This is a genomic window from Aestuariivirga sp. (assembly GCF_041738905.1).
Classification (GTDB): domain Bacteria; phylum Pseudomonadota; class Alphaproteobacteria; order Rhizobiales; family Aestuariivirgaceae; genus Aestuariivirga.
Genome location: NZ_JBGSOZ010000219.1, coordinates 1 through 25,647 on the forward strand (window position 1 = coordinate 1; position 25,647 = coordinate 25,647).

29 protein-coding genes and 1 other RNA gene are annotated in these 25,647 nt (G+C 62.9%); 24 read left to right on the forward strand and 6 right to left on the reverse strand.

Translation table 11 applies throughout. The features are described from left to right. The first annotated feature begins 8 nt into the window (after positions 1–8). Complete coding sequence (locus ACEW8Q_RS21810) at positions 9–362, forward strand: hypothetical protein (RefSeq protein ID WP_373506282.1); 354 nt, start codon at positions 9–11, stop codon at positions 360–362. A 6-nt stretch (positions 363–368) separates the two neighbouring features. On the opposite strand, the gene ACEW8Q_RS21815 is transcribed toward ACEW8Q_RS21810, so the two are convergent. Genes ACEW8Q_RS21815 through tkt form a run of 5 tightly spaced genes read right to left on the reverse strand, consistent with a single transcriptional unit; the run spans position 369 to position 6,034 of the window. Further along, the gene (locus tag ACEW8Q_RS21815) at positions 369–1,268 is read right to left on the reverse strand and encodes a tetratricopeptide repeat protein (RefSeq protein WP_373506180.1); all 900 of its coding nucleotides are present in this window, start codon (positions 1,266–1,268) and stop codon (positions 369–371) included. Continuing rightward, entirely contained in the window at positions 1,265–1,804 is a 540-nt protein-coding gene (locus tag ACEW8Q_RS21820) for a thiamine phosphate synthase (protein WP_373506181.1), read from the reverse strand. The genes ACEW8Q_RS21815 and ACEW8Q_RS21820 overlap by 4 nt, the downstream gene beginning before the upstream one ends. A gap of 32 nt (positions 1,805–1,836) precedes the next feature. Further along, entirely contained in the window at positions 1,837–2,859 is a 1,023-nt protein-coding gene (locus tag ACEW8Q_RS21825) for a class I fructose-bisphosphate aldolase (RefSeq protein WP_373506182.1), read from the reverse strand. After that, positions 2,856–4,046 carry a phosphoglycerate kinase gene (gene pgk / locus ACEW8Q_RS21830; protein ID WP_373506183.1) on the reverse strand — a complete coding sequence of 397 codons (1,191 nt, stop codon included), beginning with the start codon at positions 4,044–4,046 and terminating at the stop codon, positions 2,856–2,858. The genes ACEW8Q_RS21825 and pgk overlap by 4 nt, the downstream gene beginning before the upstream one ends. An 11-nt stretch (positions 4,047–4,057) precedes the next feature. Then, positions 4,058–6,034, reverse strand: coding sequence for a transketolase (gene tkt / locus ACEW8Q_RS21835; RefSeq protein ID WP_373506184.1), 1,977 nt, complete (start codon positions 6,032–6,034; stop codon positions 4,058–4,060). Between the two features lie 190 nt (positions 6,035–6,224). On the opposite strand from tkt, the gene ACEW8Q_RS21840 reads away from it, so the two are divergent. The 9 genes from ACEW8Q_RS21840 (at position 6,225) to ACEW8Q_RS21880 (ending at position 13,873) form a co-directional block, all read left to right on the forward strand. After that, the gene (locus ACEW8Q_RS21840; protein ID WP_373506185.1) at positions 6,225–6,509 is read left to right on the forward strand and encodes a DUF4164 family protein; all 285 of its coding nucleotides are present in this window, start codon (positions 6,225–6,227) and stop codon (positions 6,507–6,509) included. A gap of 4 nt (positions 6,510–6,513) precedes the next feature. Continuing rightward, on the forward strand, positions 6,514–6,870 hold the full coding sequence (locus ACEW8Q_RS21845; protein WP_373506186.1) for a cell division protein ZapA: 357 nt from the start codon (positions 6,514–6,516) through the stop codon (positions 6,868–6,870). 60 nt (positions 6,871–6,930) lie between these two features. Further along, positions 6,931–8,697 (forward strand): gamma-glutamyltransferase, encoded by a 1,767-nt coding sequence (gene ggt / locus ACEW8Q_RS21850; protein WP_373506187.1) that lies wholly within the window; start codon positions 6,931–6,933, stop codon positions 8,695–8,697. A 57-nt stretch (positions 8,698–8,754) separates the two neighbouring features. Next, a non-coding RNA gene (ssrS, locus tag ACEW8Q_RS21855) (6S RNA) lies at positions 8,755–8,917 on the forward strand. Between the two features lie 29 nt (positions 8,918–8,946). Then, positions 8,947–9,522, forward strand: a complete 576-nt coding sequence (locus ACEW8Q_RS21860) for a 5-formyltetrahydrofolate cyclo-ligase (protein ID WP_373506188.1) — start codon at positions 8,947–8,949, stop codon at positions 9,520–9,522. Continuing rightward, a complete protein-coding gene (locus tag ACEW8Q_RS21865; protein ID WP_373506189.1) occupies positions 9,513–10,349 on the forward strand; it encodes a YmdB family metallophosphoesterase in 837 nt (278 codons plus the stop codon). The genes ACEW8Q_RS21860 and ACEW8Q_RS21865 overlap by 10 nt, the downstream gene beginning before the upstream one ends. A gap of 276 nt (positions 10,350–10,625) precedes the next feature. Further along, the gene (locus ACEW8Q_RS21870) at positions 10,626–11,675 is read left to right on the forward strand and encodes a polyamine ABC transporter substrate-binding protein (protein WP_373506190.1); all 1,050 of its coding nucleotides are present in this window, start codon (positions 10,626–10,628) and stop codon (positions 11,673–11,675) included. A gap of 75 nt (positions 11,676–11,750) precedes the next feature. Further along, the gene (locus ACEW8Q_RS21875; protein WP_373506191.1) at positions 11,751–13,040 is read left to right on the forward strand and encodes an ABC transporter permease; all 1,290 of its coding nucleotides are present in this window, start codon (positions 11,751–11,753) and stop codon (positions 13,038–13,040) included. Between the two features lie 5 nt (positions 13,041–13,045). After that, entirely contained in the window at positions 13,046–13,873 is an 828-nt protein-coding gene (locus ACEW8Q_RS21880) for an ABC transporter permease (protein WP_373506192.1), read from the forward strand. Between the two features lie 7 nt (positions 13,874–13,880). On the opposite strand, the gene ACEW8Q_RS21885 is transcribed toward ACEW8Q_RS21880, so the two are convergent. Continuing rightward, positions 13,881–14,213 (reverse strand): hypothetical protein, encoded by a 333-nt coding sequence (locus ACEW8Q_RS21885; RefSeq protein WP_373506193.1) that lies wholly within the window; start codon positions 14,211–14,213, stop codon positions 13,881–13,883. Between the two features lie 142 nt (positions 14,214–14,355). On the opposite strand from ACEW8Q_RS21885, the gene ACEW8Q_RS21890 reads away from it, so the two are divergent. The 14 genes from ACEW8Q_RS21890 (at position 14,356) to tilS (ending at position 25,556) form a co-directional block, all read left to right on the forward strand. Then, positions 14,356–15,105 (forward strand): YebC/PmpR family DNA-binding transcriptional regulator, encoded by a 750-nt coding sequence (locus tag ACEW8Q_RS21890; RefSeq protein WP_373506194.1) that lies wholly within the window; start codon positions 14,356–14,358, stop codon positions 15,103–15,105. 17 nt (positions 15,106–15,122) lie between these two features. Further along, positions 15,123–15,626 (forward strand): crossover junction endodeoxyribonuclease RuvC, encoded by a 504-nt coding sequence (ruvC, locus tag ACEW8Q_RS21895; protein ID WP_373506195.1) that lies wholly within the window; start codon positions 15,123–15,125, stop codon positions 15,624–15,626. Positions 15,627–15,672: 46 nt separating this feature from the next. Further along, positions 15,673–16,290 (forward strand): Holliday junction branch migration protein RuvA, encoded by a 618-nt coding sequence (gene ruvA / locus ACEW8Q_RS21900; protein ID WP_373506196.1) that lies wholly within the window; start codon positions 15,673–15,675, stop codon positions 16,288–16,290. Beyond that, entirely contained in the window at positions 16,287–16,754 is a 468-nt protein-coding gene (locus tag ACEW8Q_RS21905) for a hypothetical protein (RefSeq protein WP_373506197.1), read from the forward strand. The genes ruvA and ACEW8Q_RS21905 overlap by 4 nt, the downstream gene beginning before the upstream one ends. Next, entirely contained in the window at positions 16,751–17,794 is a 1,044-nt protein-coding gene (gene ruvB, locus ACEW8Q_RS21910) for a Holliday junction branch migration DNA helicase RuvB (protein ID WP_373506198.1), read from the forward strand. The genes ACEW8Q_RS21905 and ruvB overlap by 4 nt, the downstream gene beginning before the upstream one ends. Next, complete coding sequence (gene ybgC / locus ACEW8Q_RS21915) at positions 17,787–18,230, forward strand: tol-pal system-associated acyl-CoA thioesterase (protein ID WP_373506199.1); 444 nt, start codon at positions 17,787–17,789, stop codon at positions 18,228–18,230. The genes ruvB and ybgC overlap by 8 nt, the downstream gene beginning before the upstream one ends. 199 nt (positions 18,231–18,429) lie before the next feature. Beyond that, complete coding sequence (tolQ, locus tag ACEW8Q_RS21920; RefSeq protein ID WP_373506200.1) at positions 18,430–19,134, forward strand: protein TolQ; 705 nt, start codon at positions 18,430–18,432, stop codon at positions 19,132–19,134. Between the two features lie 2 nt (positions 19,135–19,136). Then, positions 19,137–19,640 (forward strand): ExbD/TolR family protein, encoded by a 504-nt coding sequence (locus ACEW8Q_RS21925; RefSeq protein WP_373506201.1) that lies wholly within the window; start codon positions 19,137–19,139, stop codon positions 19,638–19,640. A 2-nt stretch (positions 19,641–19,642) separates the two neighbouring features. After that, entirely contained in the window at positions 19,643–20,608 is a 966-nt protein-coding gene (locus tag ACEW8Q_RS21930; RefSeq protein ID WP_373506202.1) for a hypothetical protein, read from the forward strand. 24 nt (positions 20,609–20,632) lie between these two features. Beyond that, the gene (gene tolB, locus ACEW8Q_RS21935; RefSeq protein ID WP_373506203.1) at positions 20,633–21,970 is read left to right on the forward strand and encodes a Tol-Pal system beta propeller repeat protein TolB; all 1,338 of its coding nucleotides are present in this window, start codon (positions 20,633–20,635) and stop codon (positions 21,968–21,970) included. A gap of 93 nt (positions 21,971–22,063) precedes the next feature. Then, entirely contained in the window at positions 22,064–22,564 is a 501-nt protein-coding gene (pal, locus tag ACEW8Q_RS21940) for a peptidoglycan-associated lipoprotein Pal (protein ID WP_373506204.1), read from the forward strand. Positions 22,565–22,793: 229 nt separating this feature from the next. After that, positions 22,794–23,291, forward strand: a complete 498-nt coding sequence (gene pal / locus ACEW8Q_RS21945; RefSeq protein WP_373506205.1) for a peptidoglycan-associated lipoprotein Pal — start codon at positions 22,794–22,796, stop codon at positions 23,289–23,291. A gap of 122 nt (positions 23,292–23,413) precedes the next feature. Next, positions 23,414–24,376 carry a tol-pal system protein YbgF gene (gene ybgF / locus ACEW8Q_RS21950; RefSeq protein ID WP_373506206.1) on the forward strand — a complete coding sequence of 321 codons (963 nt, stop codon included), beginning with the start codon at positions 23,414–23,416 and terminating at the stop codon, positions 24,374–24,376. Beyond that, positions 24,357–25,556, forward strand: a complete 1,200-nt coding sequence (tilS, locus tag ACEW8Q_RS21955) for a tRNA lysidine(34) synthetase TilS (RefSeq protein ID WP_373506207.1) — start codon at positions 24,357–24,359, stop codon at positions 25,554–25,556. Before ybgF ends, tilS begins: the two co-directional genes overlap by 20 nt. The last annotated feature ends 91 nt before the right edge of the window (positions 25,557–25,647 follow it).

Sequence of the window (25,647 nt, forward strand, 5' to 3'; positions counted from 1 at the left end):
GGCGCAAAATCACCGTCATTGCCAACCGACATCACAAATGGTGTCCATCATCAGATAGTGGACACGATCATCGCGCCACTCTTCAGACAACTATCTCCAACATCGAAATCAATGCCAGGCGGCCGCTAGCGAAGGGATACGCTCATGGCGCAGGTGAAGGTGGAGGAGACGATGCCGTTCCGATTCGACGAGAGGCTTGGCGAGGCATGAGTGCCGCTCTTCATGCCGTCACCTGTCTGGTTCGGGACTATGACGAAGCGATCGCATGGTTCCGCGAAAATAGACGCCAAGAGGCCTATGGCACCGTGGCGGTGTTCGAAAATGTCCATGGCAACGGTTGGGACCTGATCCAGCCGAAGTGATCGAAACTACGGCGTTGCGGTCACTGGCTTGAACGTATCGGCGCGGGCTTGCGCCTCGGCCTTCTGGGCGTCGCTCAGCTTCGCCAGCATCGAATCCAGTTCGGCATCGGTGCGGCCGCCGCGGGTGGCGAGGATGTTCCACTTCAGGGCTTCGACGGGGTCAGGGGGAACACCCTTGCCGAAGGCGAAGATGCGCGCCACGCGGTTCTGTGCGATGACGTTGCCGCGCCGCGCCGATACGACCAGCCATTGTGCGCCGATCTTCTCGTTCTGCTGCACGCCCTCGCCACGGAAGACGAGCACGCCATAATCCAGCATGGCATCGACATGGCCCTTCTGTGCGGCCCGGCCGATCAAGGTCGCGGCCTCGATGGCGTTCTTCTCCACGCCCTTGCCTTCGAGATAGAGGACGCCGAGATTGTACTCGGCATTGGCATGGCCCTGTTCGGCGGCCTTGCGGAACCACTCGGCCGCGTTGACGAGGTCCGGCGGGTTTCCGAAGGCGCCCGAGGCGAGAAGACCCATGTTGAACTGCGCTTCGGCCAGGCCTGAATCCGCCGCGCGGCGCACCCAGCCTTCGCCCTTGCCATAGTCGGTCCGGCCCGCGACGGGATCAAGATAGACCATGCCGAGCGCCAGCTGCGCCGTCTGGTCCCCTAGTTCGGCGGCGCGGCCCAGCCAGTCGATGGCGCTGTCGACATTCGTCTCCACGCCCTGGCCCTGACGGTACATGAGGCCCAGCATGGTCATGGCCTTGGGGTCGCCGGAGTCGGCGAGCTGCTGCGCCGAACTGAGCGCGGTCGAGTAGTCTCCCGAGTCGAGCGCCTTGCGGGCTTCATCGAGCGTCGCGGCTTCTGCGGGTGTCACGAAAAGGAGCAGCGCCAGGAGGGCTGTGGCAGATTTCATTTTTGTCCGAGGCGTTGCGTCAGCGCCGACACGATGCGCGCCGCGGACTCCTCGTCCTGCCACATCGCGTCTGCGGGGCGGATAAAGTCCGGCTTCTGCGGCAGCAATATGTCCAGATCCTCCGGCTCCACCGGCATGAAGGCCACGCAGGGGATTTCCATCATGGCGGACCACCACTTGACGATGGGCTCGCCGCCGACACTCGCGCCGTTCTGGTCGAAAGCCAGATAGTCAGCACCTGCTTCGGCGGCCTCCATGGCAAAGTGCCGCGAGGCGCTGGCGAAGGCTCCGACGAAACGGTCCTTGCCGACCGACTGGCGGGCATCGCCCACGTCCTCGGTCGTGGCGTCGATCTGGACGCCATCGGCGCCGTTGCGCGGAGCCTCGCGCGGATCGCCCGAGACGAGCACGGCAACGCCCAGGGCTTGCGCTGGTGCGGTGAGATCCCTGGCGAGGGACCCGGGCACGAGGAGGCTTGCCACGTCACCCGCCGCGCAGGCTGCCTTCAGGCAGCCGACGAGGTGGGCAACGGGCATATTCTCCGGTGCGACGAGGAAGAGGCGCGGTATCAGGCCACTTTCTCCAGGTTCTGGGCCCACTTGCCGCTGGCGGCGAGGGCATTCATCTTGGCGCGATGGGCAAAGGCCTTCTGGCCGGCGGCGACGTTCTCCGCCTTGCCGCCCCAGGCCTTCAGCGCGTCCGCCTGAAGCGCACGGCCATAGGAGTAGGTCAGTTTCCACGGCAGCGGGCCCGCGGCGTTCATGTAGTGCAGGTGCGCGGTGGCGTCTTCGCTCGACTGGCCGCCCGAGAGGAAGGCGATGCCGGGAACGGCGGCGGGCACGCAGCGCTTCAGGACCTTGAGGGTCTTTTCCGCCACTTCCTCGCGCGAGGCCTGCGTCGGGCACTTCTTGCCGGAGATCACCATGTTGGGCTTCAGGATGATGCCCTCGAGCTTGACACCCGCATAGTAGAGTTCCTGGAACTGTTCCTTGAGCGCCCATTCGGTGACTTCGGCGCAGGTGTCGATGTCGTGGGCGCCGTCCATCAGCACTTCCGGCTCGACCATCGGGACGATGCCGCCAGCCTGGCAGATCGCGGCGTAGCGGGCCAGCGCATGGGCATTGGCGTGGATGGCGTTGTGCGAGGCGCGGCCATTGACGATGTCGATCACGGCGCGCCACTTGGCAAACTCGGCACCGAGCTTGGCATATTCAGCGACGCGGTCGGCAAGGCCGTCGAGGCCTTCGGTGACGGTCTCGCCGGGGCAGAAGGGGAGGGGCTTCGGGCCCTTGTCGAGCTTGATGCCGGGAACCGCACCTGCGGCCTTGATCACGTCGACCAGCGGCGTGCCGTCGGCGGCCTTCTGGCGCAGCGTCTCGTCGAACAGGATGACGCCCGAGATATAGGACTTCATCGCATCGGCCGAGCGGAACAGCATCTCGCGATAATCGCGGCGGTTGGTTTCCGTCGAGTCGAGCTTGATCGATTCGAAGCGCTTGGTGATCGAGCCGGTTGACTCGTCGGCGGCGAGGATACCCTTGCCGGCAGCAACCATGCGGTTGGCAATGTCGTTCAGTTTGTCGATGTTCATGTCGTTACCTCCAGTGCCTTGACGCCGGGCAGGGGCTTGCCCTCGAGCCATTCGAGGAATGCGCCGCCTGCTGTTGAAATGTAAGTGAAACTTTCGGCTACGCCCGCGTGATTGAGCGCGGCCACCGTATCGCCGCCGCCGGCCACCGAGACGAGTTTGCCGGCCTTCGTGCGCTCTGCCGCATGCTTCGCGGCGGCCACCGTCGCCTGGTCGAAGGGCTCGATCTCGAATGCGCCGAGCGGGCCGTTCCAGACCAGCGTATGGGCGTCGTCGATGGCGGAGGCCACGCGGTCGATCGTCAGGGGGCCCACGTCGAGGATCATGCCGTCGGCGGGGATGGCGTCGATGCCGTAGTCATGGCTCTCGGCACCAGCCTTGAATTCCTTCGCCACGATGCCGTCCAGCGGCAGCAGGATGGCGCATTTCGAATCCTCGGCGGTCCGGAGAATTTTCCGCGCGGTCTCGACGAGGTCCCTTTCAGCCAGCGACTTGCCGACGCCATAGCCTTGTGCCAGCAGGAAGGTGTTGGCCATGGCGCCGCCGATGACCAGCGCATCGACCTTCTTCACAAGGTTGCCCAGAAGATCGAGCTTGGTCGAGACCTTGGCGCCGCCGACGATGGCGATCACCGGGCGCTTTGGCGTTTCGAGTGCAAGCTGCAGGGCCTTCAGTTCAGCTTCCATCGCGCGGCCCGCATAGGCCGGAATGAAATGTGCGATGCCTTCGGTTGAGGAATGCGCGCGGTGGGCGGCGGAGAAGGCGTCGTTGACATAGATGTCACCGAGCGAGGCCAGCATCTTCGAGAAGGCCTCGTCGTTCTTCTCCTCGCCCGGATGATAGCGCGTGTTCTCCATCAGCACGCATTCGCCGGGCTTGACGTCTACCTTCGGCGCATCGCGCCAATCGGTGAACACGAAGCGCACCGGGCGGTCCAGATGCTTCTCAAGCGCCATGGCCACGGGCTTCAGCGACATTTCCGGAACGACCTTGCCCTTGGGTCGGTCGAAGTGAGCGAGCACGATCAGCGCTCCGCCCTTGTCCATGATCTCGCGCAGCGTCGGCACCACGCGCTCGATGCGGGTGGCGTCCGTCACCACCCCATCGGAGATCGGCACATTGAGGTCCACCCGGCACAATACGCGCTTGCCGGAGAGACTTGCATCATCGAGCGTGCGGAAGGCGGGCATGGCTGGTCTCCTTACTTGGCCGCTGCTTTCACGGCGGCATCGGCGGTGATGCCGAAGTGCTTGTAAAGGGTCTCGGCCGGACCCGATGCGCCGAAGCCGGTCATGCCGATGAAGGTTCCCTCCACGCCGATGAAGCGGTCCCAGCCGGTACGCACACCCGCCTCGATGGCGATGCGGGTCGTTTCCTTGCCGAGCAGCTTCGCCTTGTAGGCGGCATCCTGCTTCTCGAAGTTTTCCATCGACGGCACGGAGACGACGCGCGTGGGCTTGCCCGCCGCATCAAGCTTCTCCTTGGCGGCAATCGCGATCTCGACTTCGGAACCGCTCGCGAAGATCACCACTTCGGCGGGCTTGTCCGAACCCGCGATCTCGTAGGCGCCGCGCGCGCAGAGGTTTTCCGCGGAATAGGTGAGGCGCGCGGGCTTCAGCTTCTGGCGCGTGAGGGCCAGCACGGCGGGGCCGTTCTGGTTCTGGAGGGCCAGCTGCCAGCACTCGGCGGTCTCGACCGCATCGCAGGGACGGTAGACGGCAACATTCGGCATGACGCGGAGCGCTGCCACATGCTCGACGGGCTGGTGCGTGGGGCCATCTTCGCCGAGGCCGATCGAGTCATGCGTCATCACGTAGATCACGCGAATGCCCATCAGCGCGGACAGGCGGATCGACGGGCGGCAATAGTCGGTGAAGACCAGGAACGTGCCGCCATAGGGAATGATGCCGCCATGGAGCGCCATGCCGTTCATGGCCGCGGCCATCCCATGCTCGCGGATGCCGTAATAGACGTAGCGGCCGCCGTAGTCGGCAGAGGTCAGCGGCTTCATGTCCTTGGACTTGGTGTTGTTCGAGCCGGTGAGGTCGGCCGAGCCGCCTACCGTTTCGGGAACGGCGGCGTTGATGACGTCGAGGGTGTTCTGGGATGAGTTGCGCGTGGCGATCCACGGCGGGCTCTTGGCGAGCTCCTGCTTGTAGGCGGCCATCACAGCATCGAAGTCGGCGGGAAGGGCGCCCGACATGGCGCGCTCGAACTCGGCCTTGTGGGGCGATGCGGCAAGACGCTTGTTCCAGGCGGCGCGGGCTTCGGAGCCCAGCGAACCAGCCTTGCGCCAGGCATCCAGCGTGTCGTTCGGCATGACGAAGGGCTCATAACTCCAGCCGAGGTTCTTGCGGGTGGCGGCGACTTCATCAGCGCCGAGTGCTGCGCCATGGGTGGCGGAGGTGCCCTGCTTGTTGGGCGCGCCATAGCCGATGATGGTCTTGCAGGCGATGAGCACCGGCTTGTCGGAGTTCTGTGCCGCTTCGAGGGCGGCCCCGATCTGGTCGGCGTCGTGGCCATCGACGCTCAGGACGTTCCAGTTGGCGGAGCGGAAGCGGGCGAGCTGGTCGGTCGAATCGGAAATCGAGATCTTGCCGTCGATCGAGATGCCATTGTCGTCCCACAGCACGATGAGCTTGTTGAGCTTCAGGTGGCCGGCCAGCGTGATCGCCTCCTGGCTGATGCCCTCCATGAGACAGCCGTCGCCCGCGAGGCAATAGGTGCGGTGGCCGACGAGATCATCACCGAAGCGGGCGTTGAGGTGACGCTCGGCCAGCGCGAAGCCGACCGCGTTGGCGATACCCTGTCCCAGCGGGCCGGTTGTCGTCTCGATGCCGGTGGCATGGCCATATTCCGGGTGGCCCGCCGTCTTGGCGCCCATCTGGCGGAACTTGCGGATTTCGTCCATCGTCATGTCCTGGTAGCCCAGGAGATGCAGCAGCGCGTAGAGCAGGATCGAGCCGTGGCCTGCCGACAGGATGAAGCGGTCGCGGTCCGGCCAGTGGGGGTCGGCGGCGTCGAACTTCAGGAACTGCGTGAACAGAACGGTGGCCACGTCGGCGGTGCCCATCGGCATGCCGGGATGTCCGGAGTTGGCGGCCTGCACGGCGTCCATGCTGAGGACGCGAACGGCATTGGCCATGGAACGGGTCTGTTCGGTGGAAAAATGGGTCATGTGTCCGGCTTTCTGGAGGGCTCTGGCGATTGGGGCTTCTGATAGCGCCTTGCGCCCCAGAGTCAATTGCAACCACGGAAGGGAAGCCCCTCGGAAAACCATTTCAGCCGCATTGCACCTGGAACGCATTGGCCCTATGCTGCGTAACGGTAAGTGGGCTACAGATTCTGTAATCTTACCAGGGGCTTTGATGGCAGATACTCAGAAACTGGATGAAGCATTCCAGCGGTTCGAGGCGGCGTTGCGCCAAATCGAGGACGCGGTGAGCGTCAAGGTTGAGGGCGCGAGGCGCGTGCAGGAACTGGAAAGCGAGTCGGAATTGCTGAAACGCGACCGGACCAGGCTGGCGCATGAACTCGAACTCGTGCGCTCGAAGGCCTCCGAACTGGTGGACACGAGCAAGAACGCGGCCGGCAAGATCGATGCCGCGATGTCGCGTATCCGTGCCGTCCTCCACTCCAACAGCCCGGAGTGATGCCATGGCCCATGTGATCGTTCAGGTGAACGGCCGTCCCTACACGATGCAATGCCCCGAGGGCGAGGAAGAGCATCTGAAGGAACTGGCAGAACTGCTCGACGCCGAGGTGATGCGGGTCAAGCATAGCGTCGGCAACGTGGGCGACATCCGCATGCTGGTGATGGCAGGCCTCATGGTGGCCGACCGGCTGTCGGAGGCCATCCAGCGCATCCAGTCGCTTGAAGAACAAGTTGCGGGCCTGCGCGAGGCGAAGACCGCCGCGCAGATCGAGACGCAGGCGCTTGAGGAAGCCTTCGGCCTGAGGCTCGATGCCGCCTCGAAACGGCTTGAGGCGCTGGCCCGGGGTTTGGGCAAGTAACAGCTTCGATTTGGTGTTAGTCTGGCCGTGGTGTGACTTCACCTCACGGAGCGCCTTGCCATGACGACATTTCGCCTGAAGCTTGTTCTCGTTCTCGGCCTGTGCGTCATAAGTCTTCCTTCTCTCCCTTCCGCGCTGGCCTATACCCGCGCGCCGGTGACGGCGGAAAACGGCATGGTGGTGACGTCGCAGCACATTGCGTCCGATGTCGGGGTCGACATCATGCGGCAAGGCGGAAATGCCATCGATGCCGCGGTGGCTGTCGGCTATGCGCTGGCGGTGACGAACCCGTGCTGCGGAAACATCGGCGGCGGCGGGTTTGCCACGCTGCGTCTGGCGGATGGCCGCGATGTGTTCCTGAACTTCCGCGAGAAGGCGCCGCTGGTATCGACTGAAACAATGTATCTCGATGCCAAGGGCGAGGTCGTGAAAGGACTGAGTCTCAATGGCTATCTCGCCGTCGCGGTTCCCGGCACGGTGCTGGGTCTCGACACGCTTCTAAACAGATATGGCACGCTGCCGCGCGCGACGGTGATGGCGCCTGCGATCCGGCTCGCGGAGGAGGGGTTCGCCCTGACGCAGGGCGATGCCGATATTCTCAACGGGTCCGCCAAGGGTTTTGCCGGGCAGCCCAATGTTGAAAGTGTTTATGGAAACGGCGGCAAGCTATGGGCCGCCGGAGACTTGCTGGTCCAGAAGAACCTTGCGGCCACGTTGACGCTGATCTCGCAGCAGGGGCCGGATGCCTTCTACAAGGGCTCGATTGCCGACCGGGTTGTCGCGGCGAGCGCGGCGCAGGGTGGCATCCTGTCGAAGCAGGATTTCGAATCATACACCGTGACGGAAGACAAGCCGGTGCGATGCAACTACCGCGGCCATGAACTGATCTCGGCGCCGCCGCCCAGTTCCGGCGGCACCGCCATCTGCCAGATCCTCAATATCATCGAGGGCTATCCCATCGCCGAGTTCGGCTTCAATTCGAGCAGAGCCTTGCACGTGATGGCGGAGGCGATGCGGCATGCCTTCGTTGATCGCAACTTCCAGCTGGGCGACCCGGCCTTCGTCAACAATCCGCTGGAGCGGCTCCTATCGGAGGACTATGCCGCATTGATCCGTGAACGGATCGATCTGGCGAAGGCCACGTCATCGAAAGACGTGCAGCCCGGCGTGGCGCCGCATGAAGGCACCGAGACGACGCACTATTCGATCGTCGACGGAAAGGGCAATGCGGTGTCCGTCACCTACACCATCAACGCGCTGTTCGGCGCCAAGGTGATCGCAGGCGACACGGGCTTCTTTCTCAACGACGAGATGGATGATTTTACAGTGAAGCCCGGTGTTCCCAATCTCTTCGGGCTGGTGCAGGGCAAGACCAATGCAATCGCGCCGGGGAAGCGGCCTCTGAGCTCGATGAGCCCGACCATCGTGATGAAGGATGGCAAGGTCTTCATGGTGATGGGCAGTCCCGGCGGCTCACGAATCATTTCGATCGTGCTTCAGGTGTTCCTCAACGTCGTGGAGCACGGCATGACGATCCAGGAGGCTGTGAATGCGCCGCGAATCCACCACCAGTGGCTGCCCGACCAGATCTCGGCCGAGCCCTTCGCGATTTCACCGGATGCGCGGGACAATCTCGAAGCGAAGGGCCACAAGATCGTCGAGCAGTCTCCATGGGGAGCGGCGGAAGCAATTCTGGTGGCTCCGGTGCCGAAGGAAGGGGTTGAGAGTTCCGGAAACGATGCTGCTGCCAAGTCCACGCTGGAGCCGGGACTGATTTATGGCGGGCACGACGACCGCCGGTCCGCCGGATCGGCGTCCGGATACTGATCCTTGTCACCGATCCATTCATGGACAATTGCCCGATGCCTCCCTAGATTGGCTTCCGGCGGGCTGCCCGGTGCGTGTTGGACTTTTTTCCCTGGGGCCTATGCGATTCTGAATGGGAGCTGTCCCTGGGCTTGGCCGTGGCCTTGTCCAAACGGCGCCCACCTACAACTGTAGGGACCCGGGATCGTCAGTCTTCAACACGGCCCATGGTGGCTCGCCACTTCCATTCCTGGCCGCCCGAGGGTTTTCATGGACATCGCCGAGATCAAGCGCAAGGCGCGCAGCGCCGCCTCGAAGCGCCGGGCGGAGGCCCATGAGGCCCTCAAGGACAGCGCTGGCATTGCCCTGGCGGAGCGTGGCCTGCCGCAAGGGTTGCCCTTCGCCTCCAGGATCGTCTCGGGCTTCATCCCCTACAAGAGCGAGATCAACACTGTGCCGCTGATGAACGCGTTGCGGCGGCAGGGCTGGGAGACATGCCTGCCCGTGGTGATCGAACAGGGCCAGCCGCTGGTGTTCCGCGCGTGGAAGCCGGGTGATGCGCTGGTGCCGGGCGTGTGGGACATTCCCATTCCCCCTGATCATTCGCCGGAAATGTTTCCGGACGTGCTTCTCGTGCCAATGCTGGCCTTCGACAGGCGGGGCTACAGGCTCGGCTATGGCGGCGGATTCTATGACCGGACGCTCGAAAGGCTTCGCGCCTTCAAGACCGTCGTGGCTATCGGCGTTGCCTATCACGCACAGATGGTTGACGAAGTGCCGCTGGGCGAGCATGACGCGCCGCTCGACTATGTGATGACGGAAGAAGAGACCTTCGCGTGCGGCTGATCTTTCTGGGAGACGTGGTGGGGCGGAGCGGACGCGATGCGATCGCGCGCGAGCTGCCCCTGCTGCGGGAACGCTACCGGCCCGACCTCGTCGTCGTGAACGGCGAGAATGCCGCGCATGGCTTCGGCATCACCGAGGACATCTTCCTCGGCTTTCTCGCGGCGGGCGCCGACGTCGTGACGCTCGGCAATCATTCCTTCGACCAGCGGGACGCGCTGATCTTCATCGAACGCTACCCCAACCTGCTGCGGCCCGTGAACTGGCCAAAGGGCTGCCCCGGCCGCGGCTCCGCGCTGGTGGATACGCCCTCTGGCCGCCGCGTGCTGGTGCTGCAGGCGATGGGCCGCGTGATGATCGAGCCGATGCTGGACGATCCGTTTCCGGTGGTCGAGCGTGAACTCGAGGCCTGCCCGATGGGTTTGGCCTGCGATGCCGTGCTGATCGATTTTCATGCCGAGGCCACATCGGAGAAGATGGCCTTCGGGCATTTCTGCGATGGCCGCGCCAGCCTCGTCGTCGGCACGCATACGCATGTGCCGACGGGCGATCACCAGATCCTGCCCGGCGGCACGGCCTACATGTCGGATGCCGGCATGTGCGGCGACTTCGATTCCGTCATCGGCATGGAAAAGTCGGAGCCCATCCAGCGTTTCCTGCGGAAGCTGCCGGTAGAGCGCATGCGCCCGGCGGAAGGCCCCGCAACGATCTGCGGCGTTGCGGTCGAGACCGACGATGCCACGGGCCTTGCCCGCATGGTTGCGCCGATCCGCGTGGGCGGCAGGCTATCGCAGGCCATCGTTTCCGCTTGGGAAATTGAAGTGCCGTGAAATGCGGCATGACTCGAATTCCCGGCAGATGCCAAAAAAACTCTAGTGACGGACGCAAAAAAGCCGCTAGTATCTTGTGCAGCGCTTATAAAAACAATTGGCTGCACCGGTGTTCCGCACAGGGTTGCGAGCAGTGCCGGAAAGCCAGGAAAGCGTGAGAATATGGGGAGGAATCGAATTTCCGTCAGGCGCGCCTCAGAAGGCGTGCAGGCGGATCTGCAGCCTCCCTTTCAAGTTTGAAGCCGGAATGCCGGCGTATCAGGAGGAAGCAGACGTATGAAGAAATTCGCTACAGTGTTTGGTGCGGCGTTGATGGCCGGAACAGCCATGTTCGCCGTTCAGGCGAAGGCCGCCGATGAACTCACCGTCGTGTCTTGGGGCGGTTCCTACTCGGAAAGCCAGCGCAAGGCATTCTACGAGCCCTTCATTGCCGCCGGCAACAAGATCACCGAAGCCGAGTACAATGGTGAAATCGCAAAGATCCGCGCCATGGTGGAAGCCGGCGCCGTGACGTGGGACGTCGTCGACGTCGACACGCAGACGGCTCTGGCCGGTTGCGCCGAAGGCACCTTCGAGAAGATCGACTGGGCAAAGCTTGGCCTCGACCGTTCGAAGTTTATCGGCGGCGACGTGACGGATTGTGCCGTCCCGAACATTCTCTATTCGACGGTCGCCGCTTATGACACGACCAAGACGGCTGCTCCGGCGAGCCTGTTCGAAGCGATCTTCGACACGGCGAAGTATCCCGGCAAGCGCGGCCTCCAGAAGAGCCCCTTCGTGAACATGGAATGGGCGCTGATGGCCGATGGCGTCGCTCCGGCTGACGTCTACAAGGTGCTGGGCACCGATGAAGGCGTGGAACGCGCCCTGAAGAAGCTCGACACCATCAAGAAGGACGTCATCTGGTGGGAATCGGGCGCCCAGGGCCCGCAGCTGCTGGCCGATGGCCAGGTGGTGTTCACGACCTCGTGGAACGGCCGTTTCGACACCGCGATCAAGGCCGACAAGAAGCCCTTCCAGATCATCTGGGACTTCCAGGCTCCGGACTGGGACTGGTGGGCAATCCCGAAGGGTACGCCGAAGCTCGATGGCGCCTATCGCTTCATCGCCTTCGCGTCGGACGCACAGCGCATGGCCGACCAGACCAAGTATATTGCCTATGGCCCGGCCAACAAGGACTCCGCTCCGCTTGTCGATCCGGCAATCCTCCCCGACCTGCCGTCGGCTCCCGACAACCTCAAGACCGTGTTCTATCCGGACCCGCAGTTCTGGGGTGACAAGGGCGACGAACTGCGCGAGCGCTTCAACGCCTGGCTCGCCCAGTAATAACCGCAACAAGCGGGAAGAGGGCTTCGTGCCTTCTTCCCGTTTTCTTTCCACCCGTATGCGGGAGCACATATCATGGCGATGGCCCAGGCACTGCCCAATGATGGCGTGATGCGCTCGGCGGACGGCACGCCCCTGAAAACTGCCTTGGCGCGCGCCGAACGCCGCGAGAGAATCAAGGCCCTGGGGCTGGTTACGCCGCTCTTTGCCTTCATCGTGCTCTCCTTCCTCATCCCCATCTTCGTGATGCTCTACAACGCGGTCTATGACCCGGATGTGGCCGAGAACCTTCCGACGACCGTGGCGGCGCTGCAGCAGTGGGACGGCAAGGACCTGCCTCCGGAAGAGGTCTTCGCGGCCTTCGTCACCGATCTGAAGAATCCGAAGTCAGACAATGCCATTGCGCTCATCGGCAAGCGGCTGAACTACGAGATTTCCGGCATCCGTTCAAAAGTGATTGCCACGGGGCGAAAGGTGAAGGCGCTTGAGGCCGGACCTTACAAGGAGGCCGTCATCGGGATGGACAAGGTATGGGGCAATCCCGATACCTGGGCGACGATCAAACGGTCGTCCTCCGTCTATACACCATTTTATCTTCTCGCCATGGTGGACATGCGGCAGGGTGCCGATGGCTCGGTCGAGTCGGTTCCGGCCGACCGGTCGATCTATATCGACATCCTGATCCGTACACTGGGCATCTCCTTGCTGGTGACGATTGCAACGCTCATTCTCGGCTATCCCGTCGCCTACATGCTGGCGACGACGCCGCAGAAGACAGCGAGTATCCTGATGATCTTCGTGCTCCTGCCATTCTGGACATCGCTTCTCGTCCGCACCACGGCATGGACCATCCTGATGCAGGATGGCGGCGTCTTCGCGCAGTTCCTGAACATCACGGGCATTACCTGGCTGCTCAACGTGACAGGATTCGTTGAGGGCACGCCGCAGCTTTTCAAGACGCGCTTTGCGACCATCGTCGCCATGACGCATATCCAGCTGCCCTTCACGCTACTGCCGATCTACTCGGTGATGAAGACCATCTCGCCCAATTACATGCGCGCGGCGAAATCGCTGGGCGGCACGCCATTCTATTGCTTCCTGAGAGTCTATATGCCGCAGACACTGCCGGGAGTCGCGGCAGGCTGCCTCCTCACCTTCATCCTGTGCCTCGGTTACTACATCACGCCAGCACTGGTTGGCGGGCCGACGGACCAGATGGTGTCGGGTTTCATCGCCAGCGCCATCAATACCGAGAACAACTGGGGCAAGGCTTCGGCTCTCGGCGTCATCCTGCTCATCGCGACGCTCATCCTCTACTATGTCTATAACAAGCTGATCGGCATCGACCGGATGAAACTGGGGTAAGAGACATGGCCGTTCCATCCTATTTCACCACCGGAGAGAAGGTCGCGCATTACGCCGTGCGGGTGTTCGTCGGCGTTGTCCTGCTCTTCCTCATCGCGCCCATCATCGCCGTGATGCCGCTGTCGTTCAATTCGGAGACCTTCTTCAGCTATCCGATGCCCGGCTATTCGCTCCGATGGTATGAGGACTTCTTCTTCAACGAGCGCTGGACGGGCGCCTTGAAGATGAGCTTCTTCATCGCGATCGCAACGACGATCCTCGCGACATTCCTTGGCACCCTCGCGGCGCTGGGCCTAGCGCGCGCAAATTTTCCGGCGCGGGCAAGCGTGATGGCGGTGCTGATCTCGCCGATGATCGTGCCGGTGATCATTTCCGCCGTCGGCATGTTCAAGTTCTACGCGCAGATGGGAGTCGCCGGCACGCTCCTCGGCGTCGTTCTCGCACATACCGCGCTGGCCACGCCCTTCGTGGTCATCACGGTCACCGCCACGCTGTCGAGTTTCGACAAGACGCTGATGCGCGCTGGCGCATCATGTGGTGCGGCTCCCCACACGGTGTTCTTCAAGGTGGTGATGCCGCTCATTTTGCCGGGCATGATCTCGGGCGCGCTGTTTGCCTTCGTAACCTCGTTCGACGAGGTGGTCGTGGTGCTTTTCCTGGCGAGCCCCGAACAGCGCACTCTGCCGCTGCAGATGTTCTCCGGCATCCGCGAGATGATCTCACCTACCATCACGGCGGCTGCCACCGTGCTGGTGCTGATCTCGACGGCGATGCTGGTGACGGTCGAAATGCTGCGCCGGCGCTCGGAACGCCTGCGCGGCGTTCAGGTCTGAGGGTATCTCAACGGGCCTTGCGCAGGAAGGCGGGTGTGCCGTCTGCCGCTGCGGTTCCGGTTGCTGCCGTCGCCATGTCATCCATATGGGTCACGGCGCGCGCCAGCTTGACGGCGGCCTTGTGGTCATCGCCCGCATCGAGCGCGCGGCTGCCGTCTTCGAGCGCCTTCGTGGCCTTGGCCGACATGTCGGAAAGGGTTGAGATCGCGCCGAAAAGCCGGCCCGTGGGCGCGCTGCTGGCGAGGCTTCCGAGCTTGCGGAGCGAACTTGCCGCAGCAGTGCCCGACATGCCTTCTGCCGCATAACAAAGTTCACTTACCGATCCGCGTCCCAGCGTCATTCCCGGAAACTCCCAAAGCCAACTGACGGTGCAAGCTTTGCGCAGGCTGGCTTAATGCCGGGTTAAGCGGCTTGTTTCATTGGGCCACCCCTGTCTATAAGGCGGTCCCAAATCCAGTCTTTCCAGACGCCGAGGGAGTTTCATGGCCGGTCATTCGCAATTCAAGAACATCATGCACCGTAAGGGCAAGCAGGATAAGATCCGCGCCAAGAGCTTCTCCAAGCTGTCGCGTGAAATCACCGTCGCGGCGAAGGCCGGGCTTCCCGATCCAGCCGCCAACTCCCGGCTGCGGCTCGCCATCCAGAATGCACGTGCAGAGAATCTGCCGAAGGACAACATCGAACGCGCCATCAAGAAGGCGTCGGGCGGCGAGGGGGAGACCTATGATGCTGTCCGCTATGAAGGCTATGGGCCGGGTGGGGTTGCCGTCATCGTCGAGGCGTTGACAGACAACCGCAACCGCACGGCCTCCAACGTGCGCTCGCTGTTCGCGAAGTACGGCGGCAACATGGGGGAAACCGGCTCGGTTGCCTTCATGTTCGCGCGCGTCGGCGAGATCGTCTATCCGCCAGCGAAGGCCTCCGCCGACACAATGCTGGAGGCGGCGATCGACGCGGGCGCCGATGATGTCACCTCCGACGAGACTGGCCACACCATCACTTGCGCCTTCGAATCGATCGGCGAGGTGTCGTCCGCGCTGGCCACCAGGTTCGGCGATGCCGAGACGGTGAAGGTGGTGTGGAAGCCGCAGACCATGACGCCCATCGACCAGGAGAAGGCGGAGACGCTGCTGAAGCTCGTCGACGCGCTGGATGAGGACGATGACGTTCAGGTGGTCTTTTCCAATGCCGATATCTCGGACGAGATCATGGCAGCCCTCAACCCGGAATGATCTGGTAACTTCAGCCGATGGTACGAATCATCGGCATCGATCCGGGACTCCGCAACACTGGCTGGGGCGTCATCTCGCAGGAAGGTTCGCGGCTGTCCTACGTGGCGGATGGCACGATCCATTCCGAAGGCGACGCGCCGCTGGCCGAGCGCCTGCTGCAACTCCATTCGCAATTGATCGATGTCATTCGCGAGATGCAGCCGGACGAGGCGGCGGTAGAGGAAACTTTCGTCAATACCGATGCGCGGGCCACCCTGAAGCTGGGGCAGGCGCGCGGCGTGCTGATGCTGGCGCCTGCCATGCTGAAGCTGCCTGTTTCGGAATACGCGCCCAACACGGTGAAGAAGGCTGTTGTCGGCGCGGGACATGCCGAGAAGGACCAGGTGAAGCACATGGTGAAACTGCTTCTGCCGAAGGCCCGGATGCGCAGCGCCGACTCGACTGACGCGCTCGCGGTTGCCATCTGCCACGCGCATTATCGCGGCAGCCACCGGTTGTCCGAAATGCTGGCGCGTTCTTGACTTGTTCTCGTGCTGCCTCTAGCAAGGATCAGGTGAGGGCCACGCCATGATAGCCAAGCTGAAGGGACGGATCGACGCCACCGGGGCCGACTGGCTGGTGATCGACGTTAATGGTGTGGGCTATCATGTCTCGTGCTCGTCCAGAACGTTGGGCTCGCTCCCCGGACAAGGCGAATTCGCCGAAATCCACACTGAAATGCTGGTTTCCCAGGACATGATCCGGCTCGTTGGGTTCGCCAGCGTGTCGGAGCGCGAATGGTTCCGGCTGCTGCAATCGGTGCAGGGGGTGGGCACCAAGGTTGCGCTCGCAATTCTCTCGACGCTGTCTACGGCGGAGATCGGCAACTGCATCGCGTTGCAGGACAAGGCGATGATCGGCCGCGCCAATGGCGTGGGCAAGAAGCTGGCCGAGCGGATCGTGTTGGAACTGAAAGACAAGGTTCCAGCCTTCGCGGTCGCCGATGCCTCACTCTCGAAGCTCGCTGCCGAACTCGATGCCCCGCGCCCCACGGCTGCCGCTGATGCCGTGTCGGCGCTGGTCAACCTTGGCTATGGGCAGGCGCAGGCGGGTGCCGCCGTTTCCGCCGCGATGAGGAAGTCGGGAGATGATCAGCCTACGGAAAAACTGATCCGCCTGGCGCTGAAGGAGCTGGCGCTGGCATGAGCGACGTCTCTTTCCCGCCTGTCAGCCGGAAGCCATGGGGCGAGGCGATTGCCACGTTCTTCACTTGTCTCGCGCTGGGACCACCCATCGGCGGCTTGGTGTTCACGCTGGCCCTCACCCTGAATCCCGGGCTGGGCGGTGTTCCGCACGCGCCCGGAACCGGCATCGGCGAGGCGCTGATGTCGGCACTGTTTCTGGGGCTTTTCGCGGTTCCTTTCTCCTATCTCATCGGCGGCTTGCAGGCCGCCGCGACGGGACTGGCCTTTGCTGCCTATGGCATGGCGAGGGGCAGGCCTTCGCTGAGGATTGCATTGCTGGTGAGTGCCGTGGTTTTCGCGGGCGCCTATCTCGCTGGCGTTGCGGATGAGGGGGAGGTTCTTCCCGTCATGGTCCTTGTGCATGTCGTGCCCACACTCCTCTGCTGGCTGATCATCCGCACCTATTGGCGGACGGCGTCGTCATGACCACCAAGATCACCACCCGCGAAATGGTGCCTGAGGATGCCATCGACACGCATCTGAGGCCGCAGAAACTTGACGAATTCGTCGGCCAGTCGAAGGCCAAGCAGAATCTCAAGATCTTCATCGAGGCGGCCAAGGTCCGTGGCGAGGCGTTGGACCATGTGCTGTTTGCGGGGCCTCCGGGCCTTGGCAAGACGACGCTGGCGCAGATCATGTCGCGCGAACTGGGCGTGAACTTCAAGGCGACGTCGGGCCCGATCATCGCCAAGGCGGGCGACCTTGCAGCGTTGCTTACCAATCTCGAAGAGCGCGACGTGCTCTTCATCGATGAAATCCATCGGCTCAATCCGGCCGTGGAAGAAGTGCTCTATCCGGCGATGGAGGATTTTCAGCTCGACCTGATCATCGGCGAGGGGCCGGCAGCACGATCAGTGAAGATCGACCTCGCCAAGTTCACGCTGATCGGCGCTACCACGCGCACCGGGCTCCTGACGACGCCGCTCCGCGACCGCTTCGGTATTCCTGTGCGTCTCGACTTCTATACGGAAGTGGAATTGCTCGACATCGTGAAGCGGGGTGCCCGCGTGATGCAGATCGGCATTTCGGAAGATGGCGCGCGCGAGATCGCAAGGCGCGCGCGTGGCACGCCACGCATTGCGGGGCGGCTGCTGCGCCGCGTGCGCGACTTCGCGGCGGTGTCCAAAATCGAGGTCATCGACGCAAAGCTCGCAGACATGGCGCTCTCCGCCCTCGACGTCGATGCCCGGGGCCTCGACTCGCTCGACCATCGTTATCTCCGCAGCATCGCCATCAACTTCGGCGGCGGGCCGGTGGGGATCGACACCATCGCCGCCTCGCTCTCCGAGGCCCGCGATGCTTTGGAAGACATCGTCGAGCCCTATCTGCTGCAACTGGGCTTCCTCAACCGCACACCGCGTGGGCGATTGCTGACGGCCCACGCCTTCCGCCATCTGGGCCTCGCCGTTCCGCAGGACCCGGCGATCACGCAGGGCATCCTGCCGCTGGACGATAGCGATGACTGAGCGCTGGCCCGATCTGGCCGGGCGGCAACAGGGGTCGGTCCATGTGCTCCCGGTCCGCGTCTATTACGAGGACACGGATGCGGGCGGCGTCGTCTATCACGCGAACTACCTGAAGTTCTGCGAGCGGGCGCGCTCCGACTGCCTGCGCATTCTGGGCATCCACCAGAACAGTCTCGAGGACATGTTCTTCGTGGTCCGCCGCATGACTTGCGACTTCCTCAAACCCGCCCGCCTTGACGATCTCCTCGAAGTCGAGACGCGGTTCATCGAGATGGCCGGCGCCCGCCTCGAACTCCAGCAACGGGTGATGCTGAACGGCAACACTCAGTTCAAGGCTTTGGTCACTGTGGCCCTGATCGACGGGCGCGGACGGCCAAAGCGGCTGCCCGATTTCATGGCAGAGCGTCTCAAGTCATTTCCGGATTCACAATCGTAACAATCCCTTAACCATGTTTGATTCATGTGAAGGTGTGGCGGGCTAGCGATGGCGCGGCTGCGCGGCCAGTTGGGGATCGCATCCGAATCGCCGCAGTTTCGACAGATTTCGCATGTTTCACGGCGCTCTCTCCCACAAGAGACAGTGCAGGATGGCCACGAAGGCGGAAAAAATGCCTCGCGGGTGATGGAAGGACAGGATGATAGCGTTTGCAGTTACCGCGGCCCCGGGAGGCGAAATCTCCCTGTGGCACCTGGTCATTCAGGCAAGCTGGGTGGTCAAGCTCGTGATGCTTGGCCTGGCTCTCGCTTCCGTGTGGTGCTGGGCGATCATCATCGAGAAGTTCTTCGCGGTCCGCAAGATGAACGCCGCCAACGACCGCTTCGAACAGTATTTCTGGTCGGGCCAGTCGCTCGAGGACCTCTACCTTTCCATGGGCAATCGCAACAGTGTCGGGCTGGCCGCCATCTTCATGTCGGCCATGCGCGAGTGGAAGCGCAGCCAGGATGCAGCGCTGAGGGCCGGGTTCCAGGGCGTTCAGAAGCGCATCGAGAAGGTGATGGACGTGCAGATCCAGAAGGAAATGCACGACGTCGAGTCGCGGCTTCTCTTCCTCGCCACGACTGGTTCGGCTGCTCCCTTCATCGGCCTGTTCGGCACGGTATGGGGCATCATGGTGTCGTTCCAGGCGATTGCGAACTCCCAGAACACCAGCCTCAACGTGGTGGCGCCCGGTATCGCTGAGGCCCTGTTCGCCACGGCCATCGGCCTTGTTGCCGCCATACCTGCGACAATCTTCTACAATATGTACACCGCCGATGCGGGGAAGATCGGTGCACGTCTCGAGAATTTCGCGGATGAATTCTCGGCGATCATTTCTCGCCAGCTTGACGAACGGGTGTAGGGATGGGCGCTTCGGCGGGGGGAGCTAAGGGCGGTTACCAGCGGCGCAACGCAAGGCGCCGCAGCGGTGCCGGTGTAATGAGCGACATCAACGTGACGCCGCTCGTCGACGTGATGCTCGTGCTGCTGATCGTGTTCATGGTCGCGGCGCCGCTTATGACGGTGGGCGTTCCCATCGACCTGCCGAAGACCGATGCCAAGCCGCTCACCAGCCAGGTCGAACCCTTGAGCGTGTCGATCCGGCCCGACGGTTCCATCTATCTCATGGAAGAGCCGATGAACATGGAGCAGCTCGCCGAGAAGCTGAAGGCGCTCTATGGCGTCGATCCCGAAAAGGAAATCCGCGTGCGCGGCGATCTCGCCGCAACCTATGGCCCGATTGCCGAAGTTCTGGGCGCCATCAACAGCGCGGGCTTCAAGAAGATCGGACTCGAGACCCTTCCCGGCGGTGGCGCTCCCGCGGCAGCCCCGAAACCAGCTGACGCACCTGCGGATGGGTCCAACTGAGCATGAAGGGGAGCCTCGCAGGATCACTCGTCTTTCACGCCGCGATCCTGGTCGCGGCGCTTGTGGTGCTGCCCAATCCCAAGCATGAGGTGATGCCCGTCGAAGCGATCACGGTTGACATCTCGAACATAGCCGACGCCAACAAGCTGATGGCGATGTCGAAGGAGGCGGAGAAGCCCACCGAGGCGCCCGCGCCCAAGAAGGCCGAAGTCCAGAAGAAGGTCGACCCCACGCTGAAGGTGGCCGACAAGGAAAAGAAGGCCGCCAAGGAGGCCAAGCCCGCGCCGCCGCCTCCGCCGCCTGAACCTGAGCCCAAGCCCGTTGTGAAGAAGGAAGAGCCCAAGAAGGTTGAGCCTCCGCCGCCCGATCCCGATGCCATGGCCGAACTTCTGAAAAAGACGATGGAGGAGCCTCCACCGCCGAAGAAGGAAGAGCCGAAGAAGGCCGAGAAGAAGCCCGAGAAAAAACCGGAAAAGAAGAAACCGGAGAAGAAGGCCGTGGCGAAGCTCGATACTGCCGCGATCGAGGACCTGATCAACAACGACGCGCAGCTCGACAAGCAGAACGACGAAAAAACCACGAATGCCTCCGAAGCCACGGCGGACGGCAACCCAACGCAGGGCGAGAAAAACCTGCAAGGCAAGGACATGATGCTTTCGGCAACCACGATCTCGGCCTTCGTGCAGAGGATCAAGGAGTGCTGGGTCATTCCGCCGGGCGCGCGGGAAGGCAACATCACGGTGAAGATCCGTATACAGATCAATCCGGACGGTTCCATCCTCGGCGAACCCCAGGTGATGAACGGGCCAGGCGACTTCGTCTTCGAGACGATGGCGCGCTCGACTGTCGCCGCCATACTCGGGTGCCAGAACTACGACTTCCTGCCGCAGGAACAATACGAGGTCTGGAAGGACCTCGTCCTCAATTTCAACCCGAACATGTTCGGTGCTTCAGCGACAACCCAGTGACCGGCAACGAGACGAAGATTTCACATGAAAGCCACTGACTTCCATTTCCACAAGATGCGTCTCGCCATCACCTGGGCGGTTCTCGTGCTGGCGGTGTTTGCCTTGAGCCGCGGCGCCATGGCGCAGACCGAGATCGACATCACGGGTGGCCGCGTCGATCCGCTGCCGATCGCCATCGCGCCGTTCCTGGCGGGCGGCGGTGCTGAAGAATCCGGCTCGACCATATCAGGCGTCATCACCAACAATCTCGGGCGCTCGGGCTATTTCGCACCGCTCGATCCGGCCACTTTCATCGAGCAGATATCGAATTTCGAGCAGATGCCGAACTTCGCCAGTTGGCGGCAGATCCAGGCCAAGGCGCTGGTGACGGGACAGGCCTATCTCGAAGGCGGCAAGATGCGCGTCGAATTCCGGCTGTGGGACGTCAATACCCAGCAGCAACTCGCGGCCCAGCAATTCACCACGACTCCGAAGAACGCGCGCCGCATCGGTCACATGATTTCGGACATCATCTACAAGGGGATGACCGGCATCGACGGATACTTCGACACGCGCATCGTGTTTGTCACCGAGGATGGCCCCAAGGACAAGCGCATCAAGAAGCTGGCGATCATGGATCAGGACGGCTTCAACGTGCGCGCCCTGACGGATGGCAAGGACCTTGTGCTGACGCCGCGCTTCTCGCCCTCCACCAACGAGATCACCTACATGTCGTTCGGCAATGCCGAGCCGCGCGTCTACCTGATGAACATCGATACCAAGCAGCGCGAGATCGTTGGCGAGTTCCCCAACATGAGTTTCTCGCCGCGTTTTTCACCCGACGGGCAGCGCGTGATCATGAGCCTTCAGGACGGGGGAAACTCCAATATTTATGAGTTGGACCTACGTTCGCGCCAGCTTCGCCAGATCACCAACGTGGCGGCGATCAACACCGCACCTTCCTATTCACCTGACGGCAGCCAGATCGTGTTCGAGTCCGATCGCGGCGGCACCCAGCAGATCTATGTGATGGGCTCCGATGGCTCCGGACAAAACCGGATCAGCTTCGGCAACGGCCGCTATTCGACACCGGTGTGGTCGCCGGATGGGCAATACGTCGCCTTCACGAAGCAGGGTGGCGGCAAGTTCTCGATCGGCGTGATGAAGCCCGATGGATCGGGTGAGCGCATCCTGACGGAAGGCTTTCACAACGAAGGCCCGACATGGGCACCGAACAGCCGCGTGCTGATGTTCTTCCGCGACACGCAGGGGCCGAGCGGCGGACCGCAGCTGTGGTCCGTCGACATCACCGGATACAATGAACAGAAGGTACCGACACCGGGTTTCGGGTCTGACCCCGCGTGGTCTCCAAAACTCAACTGAAATCGAATTGGGGCCGGGGGGCCTCGCGCAGCGGTGGCCGGGGCAGGGGATGCCCGGGCCGCCTCAAGTCCAAAGCAAAACGGGAAGTAGACGATGAAGAAGAGCGTAAGTTACAAGTTTGCCCTTGCACTGTGTTGTGTGCTGGCGCTGGCCGCCTGCTCGAAGAAGAGCACGCCCGACCTCAATGCCGGCACCGGACCGGGTGCAGGCCAGGCCATGCCCGGCTCCGAGCAGGATTTCGCCGTCAATGTGGGCGACCGCATCTTCTTCGCCGAGGACCAGTCGACGCTGTCGTCTGAAGCCCAGGAAACGCTGCGCCGCCAGGCCCAGTGGCTGCAGCAGTATCCGAATGTCATGATTCAGGTCGAAGGCCATGCCGACGAGCGCGGCACACGCGAATACAACATCGCACTCTCTGCCCGCCGCGCCACCGCCACCCGCGAGTTCCTGATTGCCCAGGGTGTCGAGAAGTCGCGTGTGGCTTCCATTGCCTATGGCAAGGAACGGCCCGCCGCCCTGTGTGACGCCGAGCAGTGCTGGTCACAGAACCGCCGCGCGGTCACTGTCATAACCGGCGGCGCCAAGACCTCTTAAGCCGGTCTGATGTTCCATTCCCGTCCCTCGTCTTGCCGAGTTCCCCGGGTTCGCGTCCGGGGAACAGGGCACCAGCGGACCGGAAAGGGTTGTCCCGATCGGGATTGCAAAAGTGGAAGTCAGGGAAAATTAACCCTGTTGCGGCAGGGTAAATAAAGTGTAAGTCCCGGTTTCGGGACGTTTCGGATGCATTTCGGCCGGTAATGGGGTCCGGAAGAGGAGTGGTTAGATGATTTCTCGTATGGCGAGCTTCAAGACTGTGGCGGTGCTCAGTTGCTTTTTGGCTCTGGCCGCCTGTTCGAAGAAGAACACGCCCAACCTGGATTCAGGCACGGGGCCCGGAGCCGGCGATGTGCGCCCGGGATCCGAGCAGGACTTTACCGTGAATGTCGGTGACCGTGTCTACTTCTCCGAAGACAAGTCCACGCTTGCGGCCGAGGCCCAGGAAACCCTCCGCCGCCAGGCGCAGTGGCTGAACCAGTATTCCAATGTGACCGTGCAGGTCGAAGGCCATGCCGACGAACGCGGCACCCGCGAATACAACATTGCGCTTTCGGCCCGCCGCGCCACCGCGGCCCGTGAATTCCTCATCGCGCAGGGCGTGAAGGGCAGCCGCATTTCCTCCATCGCCTATGGCAAGGAACGTCCCGCGGCGCTGTGCGATGCCGAGCAATGCTGGTCGCAGAACCGCCGCGCGGTGACCGTCATCACCGGTGGTGCCAACTAGCAACACCGGCCATTTCCAATGCGCGGAACACAGTCTCCAGCCTCAATTTCACCGTGATTCCGGTTCAGTTCCGAGGCTGAGAAATAAGAGACCGCCCTCCTGGGGCGTGTGTGGTGTGCATCATGCTGAAGATCGTGAAATCCTCCGTCGCCGTCGCCGCCCTCATCGGCGCCGGCCTGTTCTCGCCCGCCATGGCGCAGGATGCCGCCGAGATGGCGGTGCGCATGCAACAGCTCGAAGAGCAGGTTCGCCAGTTGATGGGGCAGGTGGAAGAACTCTCCTACGAAGTGAAGCAGTTGCGCTCGCAGCCCGGCCAGAAGGCCGGCGCTTTGCAACAGCAGCAGCCCGCGCCTGTCGCGTCGCAGACCCAGGCAAAGCCCACCCAGCAGAAGCGCCTTGCGGCAGCTTCAGCCGGTGCTCCGTTGCCGGCCGAAACCGGTGTCGAAGTCATCGAGCAACAGCCAATCGATTCACTTCCCGATGCCAATGCGGCACCCGCCCCGAAGATCCTCGGCTCGCTCGACAACAGGGCCGCGCAGCCAAACGATGGCGGTTTCCAGGGCAAGGTTCTGGTTCCGCCGTCCCAGCAGGAACCGGGTGACGATGATTTCATCCAGCAGGGCAGCCTCTCTACCCAGCAGGATCCCGGCAGCGTCGGCGGTACATCCGATTCGATCGAGAACGTGGCGCTGTCGCCCGAATCGCCGGAGTCGCTTTACGAGCAGTCCAACGAAAGCCTGCTGCGCCGCCAGTTCGGCGATGCCGAGGCAGGCTTCTCCAATTTCCTGCAGAAGTATCCCGAGCACAGCCTCGCGGGGAGCGCGCAGTACTGGCTTGGCGAAACATACTATGCCCAGAATGACTACAAGCGGGCAGCGCAGAACTTCCTGCGGGGTTACAAGAAATATCCCAAGAGCCGCCGCGCGCCCGACAGCCTTCTGAAGCTCGGCATTTCGCTGAAACGGCTGGGCCAGCCGGAACAGGCCTGTGCGGCCTATGCCGCCGTCAGCGCGGAATATCCCAAGGCGGTCGACGCCCGCAAGCGGGCGCAGGCCGAAGCCAAGCGTGCCGGCTGCGCCTCCTGAGCCCGGTTTCGATCTTTCTCCCCTTCTCCAGCATCGCCATGTGGCCGTGGCTGTGTCCGGCGGGTCGGATTCGACCGCACTGATGCATCTGGTGGCTGACTGGGCTACCGGCCTGCTTTCGCCACCCCAGGTCTCCATACTGACGGTTGATCACGGCCTCAGAGCCGCGTCCGATTCGGAAGCGCGCATGGTGCGAGAGCGTGCCGGGGCGCTGGGCTTCGATCATCACATTCTTCGATGGGAAGGGCCAAAGCCCGTGAGCGCCTTGCAGGCGCGGGCGCGGGATGCGCGCTACCGGCTCATGGCCGGATGGTGCCGCGCGGCCGGAGCGGGGATGCTGCTGACGGCCCATACCCTCGATGACCAGGCCGAGACCGTGCTGATGCGGTTGCAGCGGACGGACAGTCCCTGGAGCCTCGCAGGCATTCCCATCGAGGGCCAATGGGACGGTCTGAGGCTCTATCGTCCGCTTCTCAAGGTGAGGCGGGCGTGGTTGCGGGCCTCGCTCGCGGCACGGGGGGAGGATTGGATCGATGATCCGAGCAATGCCGATCCGCGCTTCGAGCGGGTGAGGGCGCGGACAGGCCTCGAGGCGCTTGGCCGGGCCGGGATTTCCGTTGAGCGGCTCGCGGGCTTGAGCGAGACGAGCGCGCGAACCGCCGCGCTGCTGGAACAGTGTGCGCGACGATGGATCGGGCTTCATGTCGCCGAAGGCGACGCCGGCCTTTGCCATGTGTCAGGAAATGCCATTCTCGCGCTGCCCGCTGCCCTGCAGCAGAGAATTCTTCTCCTCATCGTGTCACACTATGGCGGTGGCGGATCGAGGCCTGAACCTCACGAATTGCGGCGGCTGGCGGAATGGGTCCGGTCGGGCCCGGTTCGCTGCACGCTGGGCGGCGCCGTGCTCGGCCGCCGCAAGGAAAGCTTCTGGGTCACGCGCGAGGCCGGCCGCATCGCACGAATGCCGCTTCGGATCATGGGAGAAGGTGCTGTCGTCTGGGATGGCAGGTTCCTGATCGAGGCGCCGGAGGGCTCGATCGTGACCCAATCCGGGGATGATCCGCCAGACCTCGGGGAGAGTATCCCGATCCATGCGCGTCGCGCCTATCCTTCCGTCCACCGGCCTGCCGGGTCGGAGCAACCGGTGCGGGTGACGTTCGTGCGGCTTTCGCCGTCCTAACGGCACATTTACACTATTGACGTCCTTGGAAAAAACTTGGCGGCGACCTATGTTAGGGTTCATTCTAGGAATAGACGTGCCGTGGCGGACT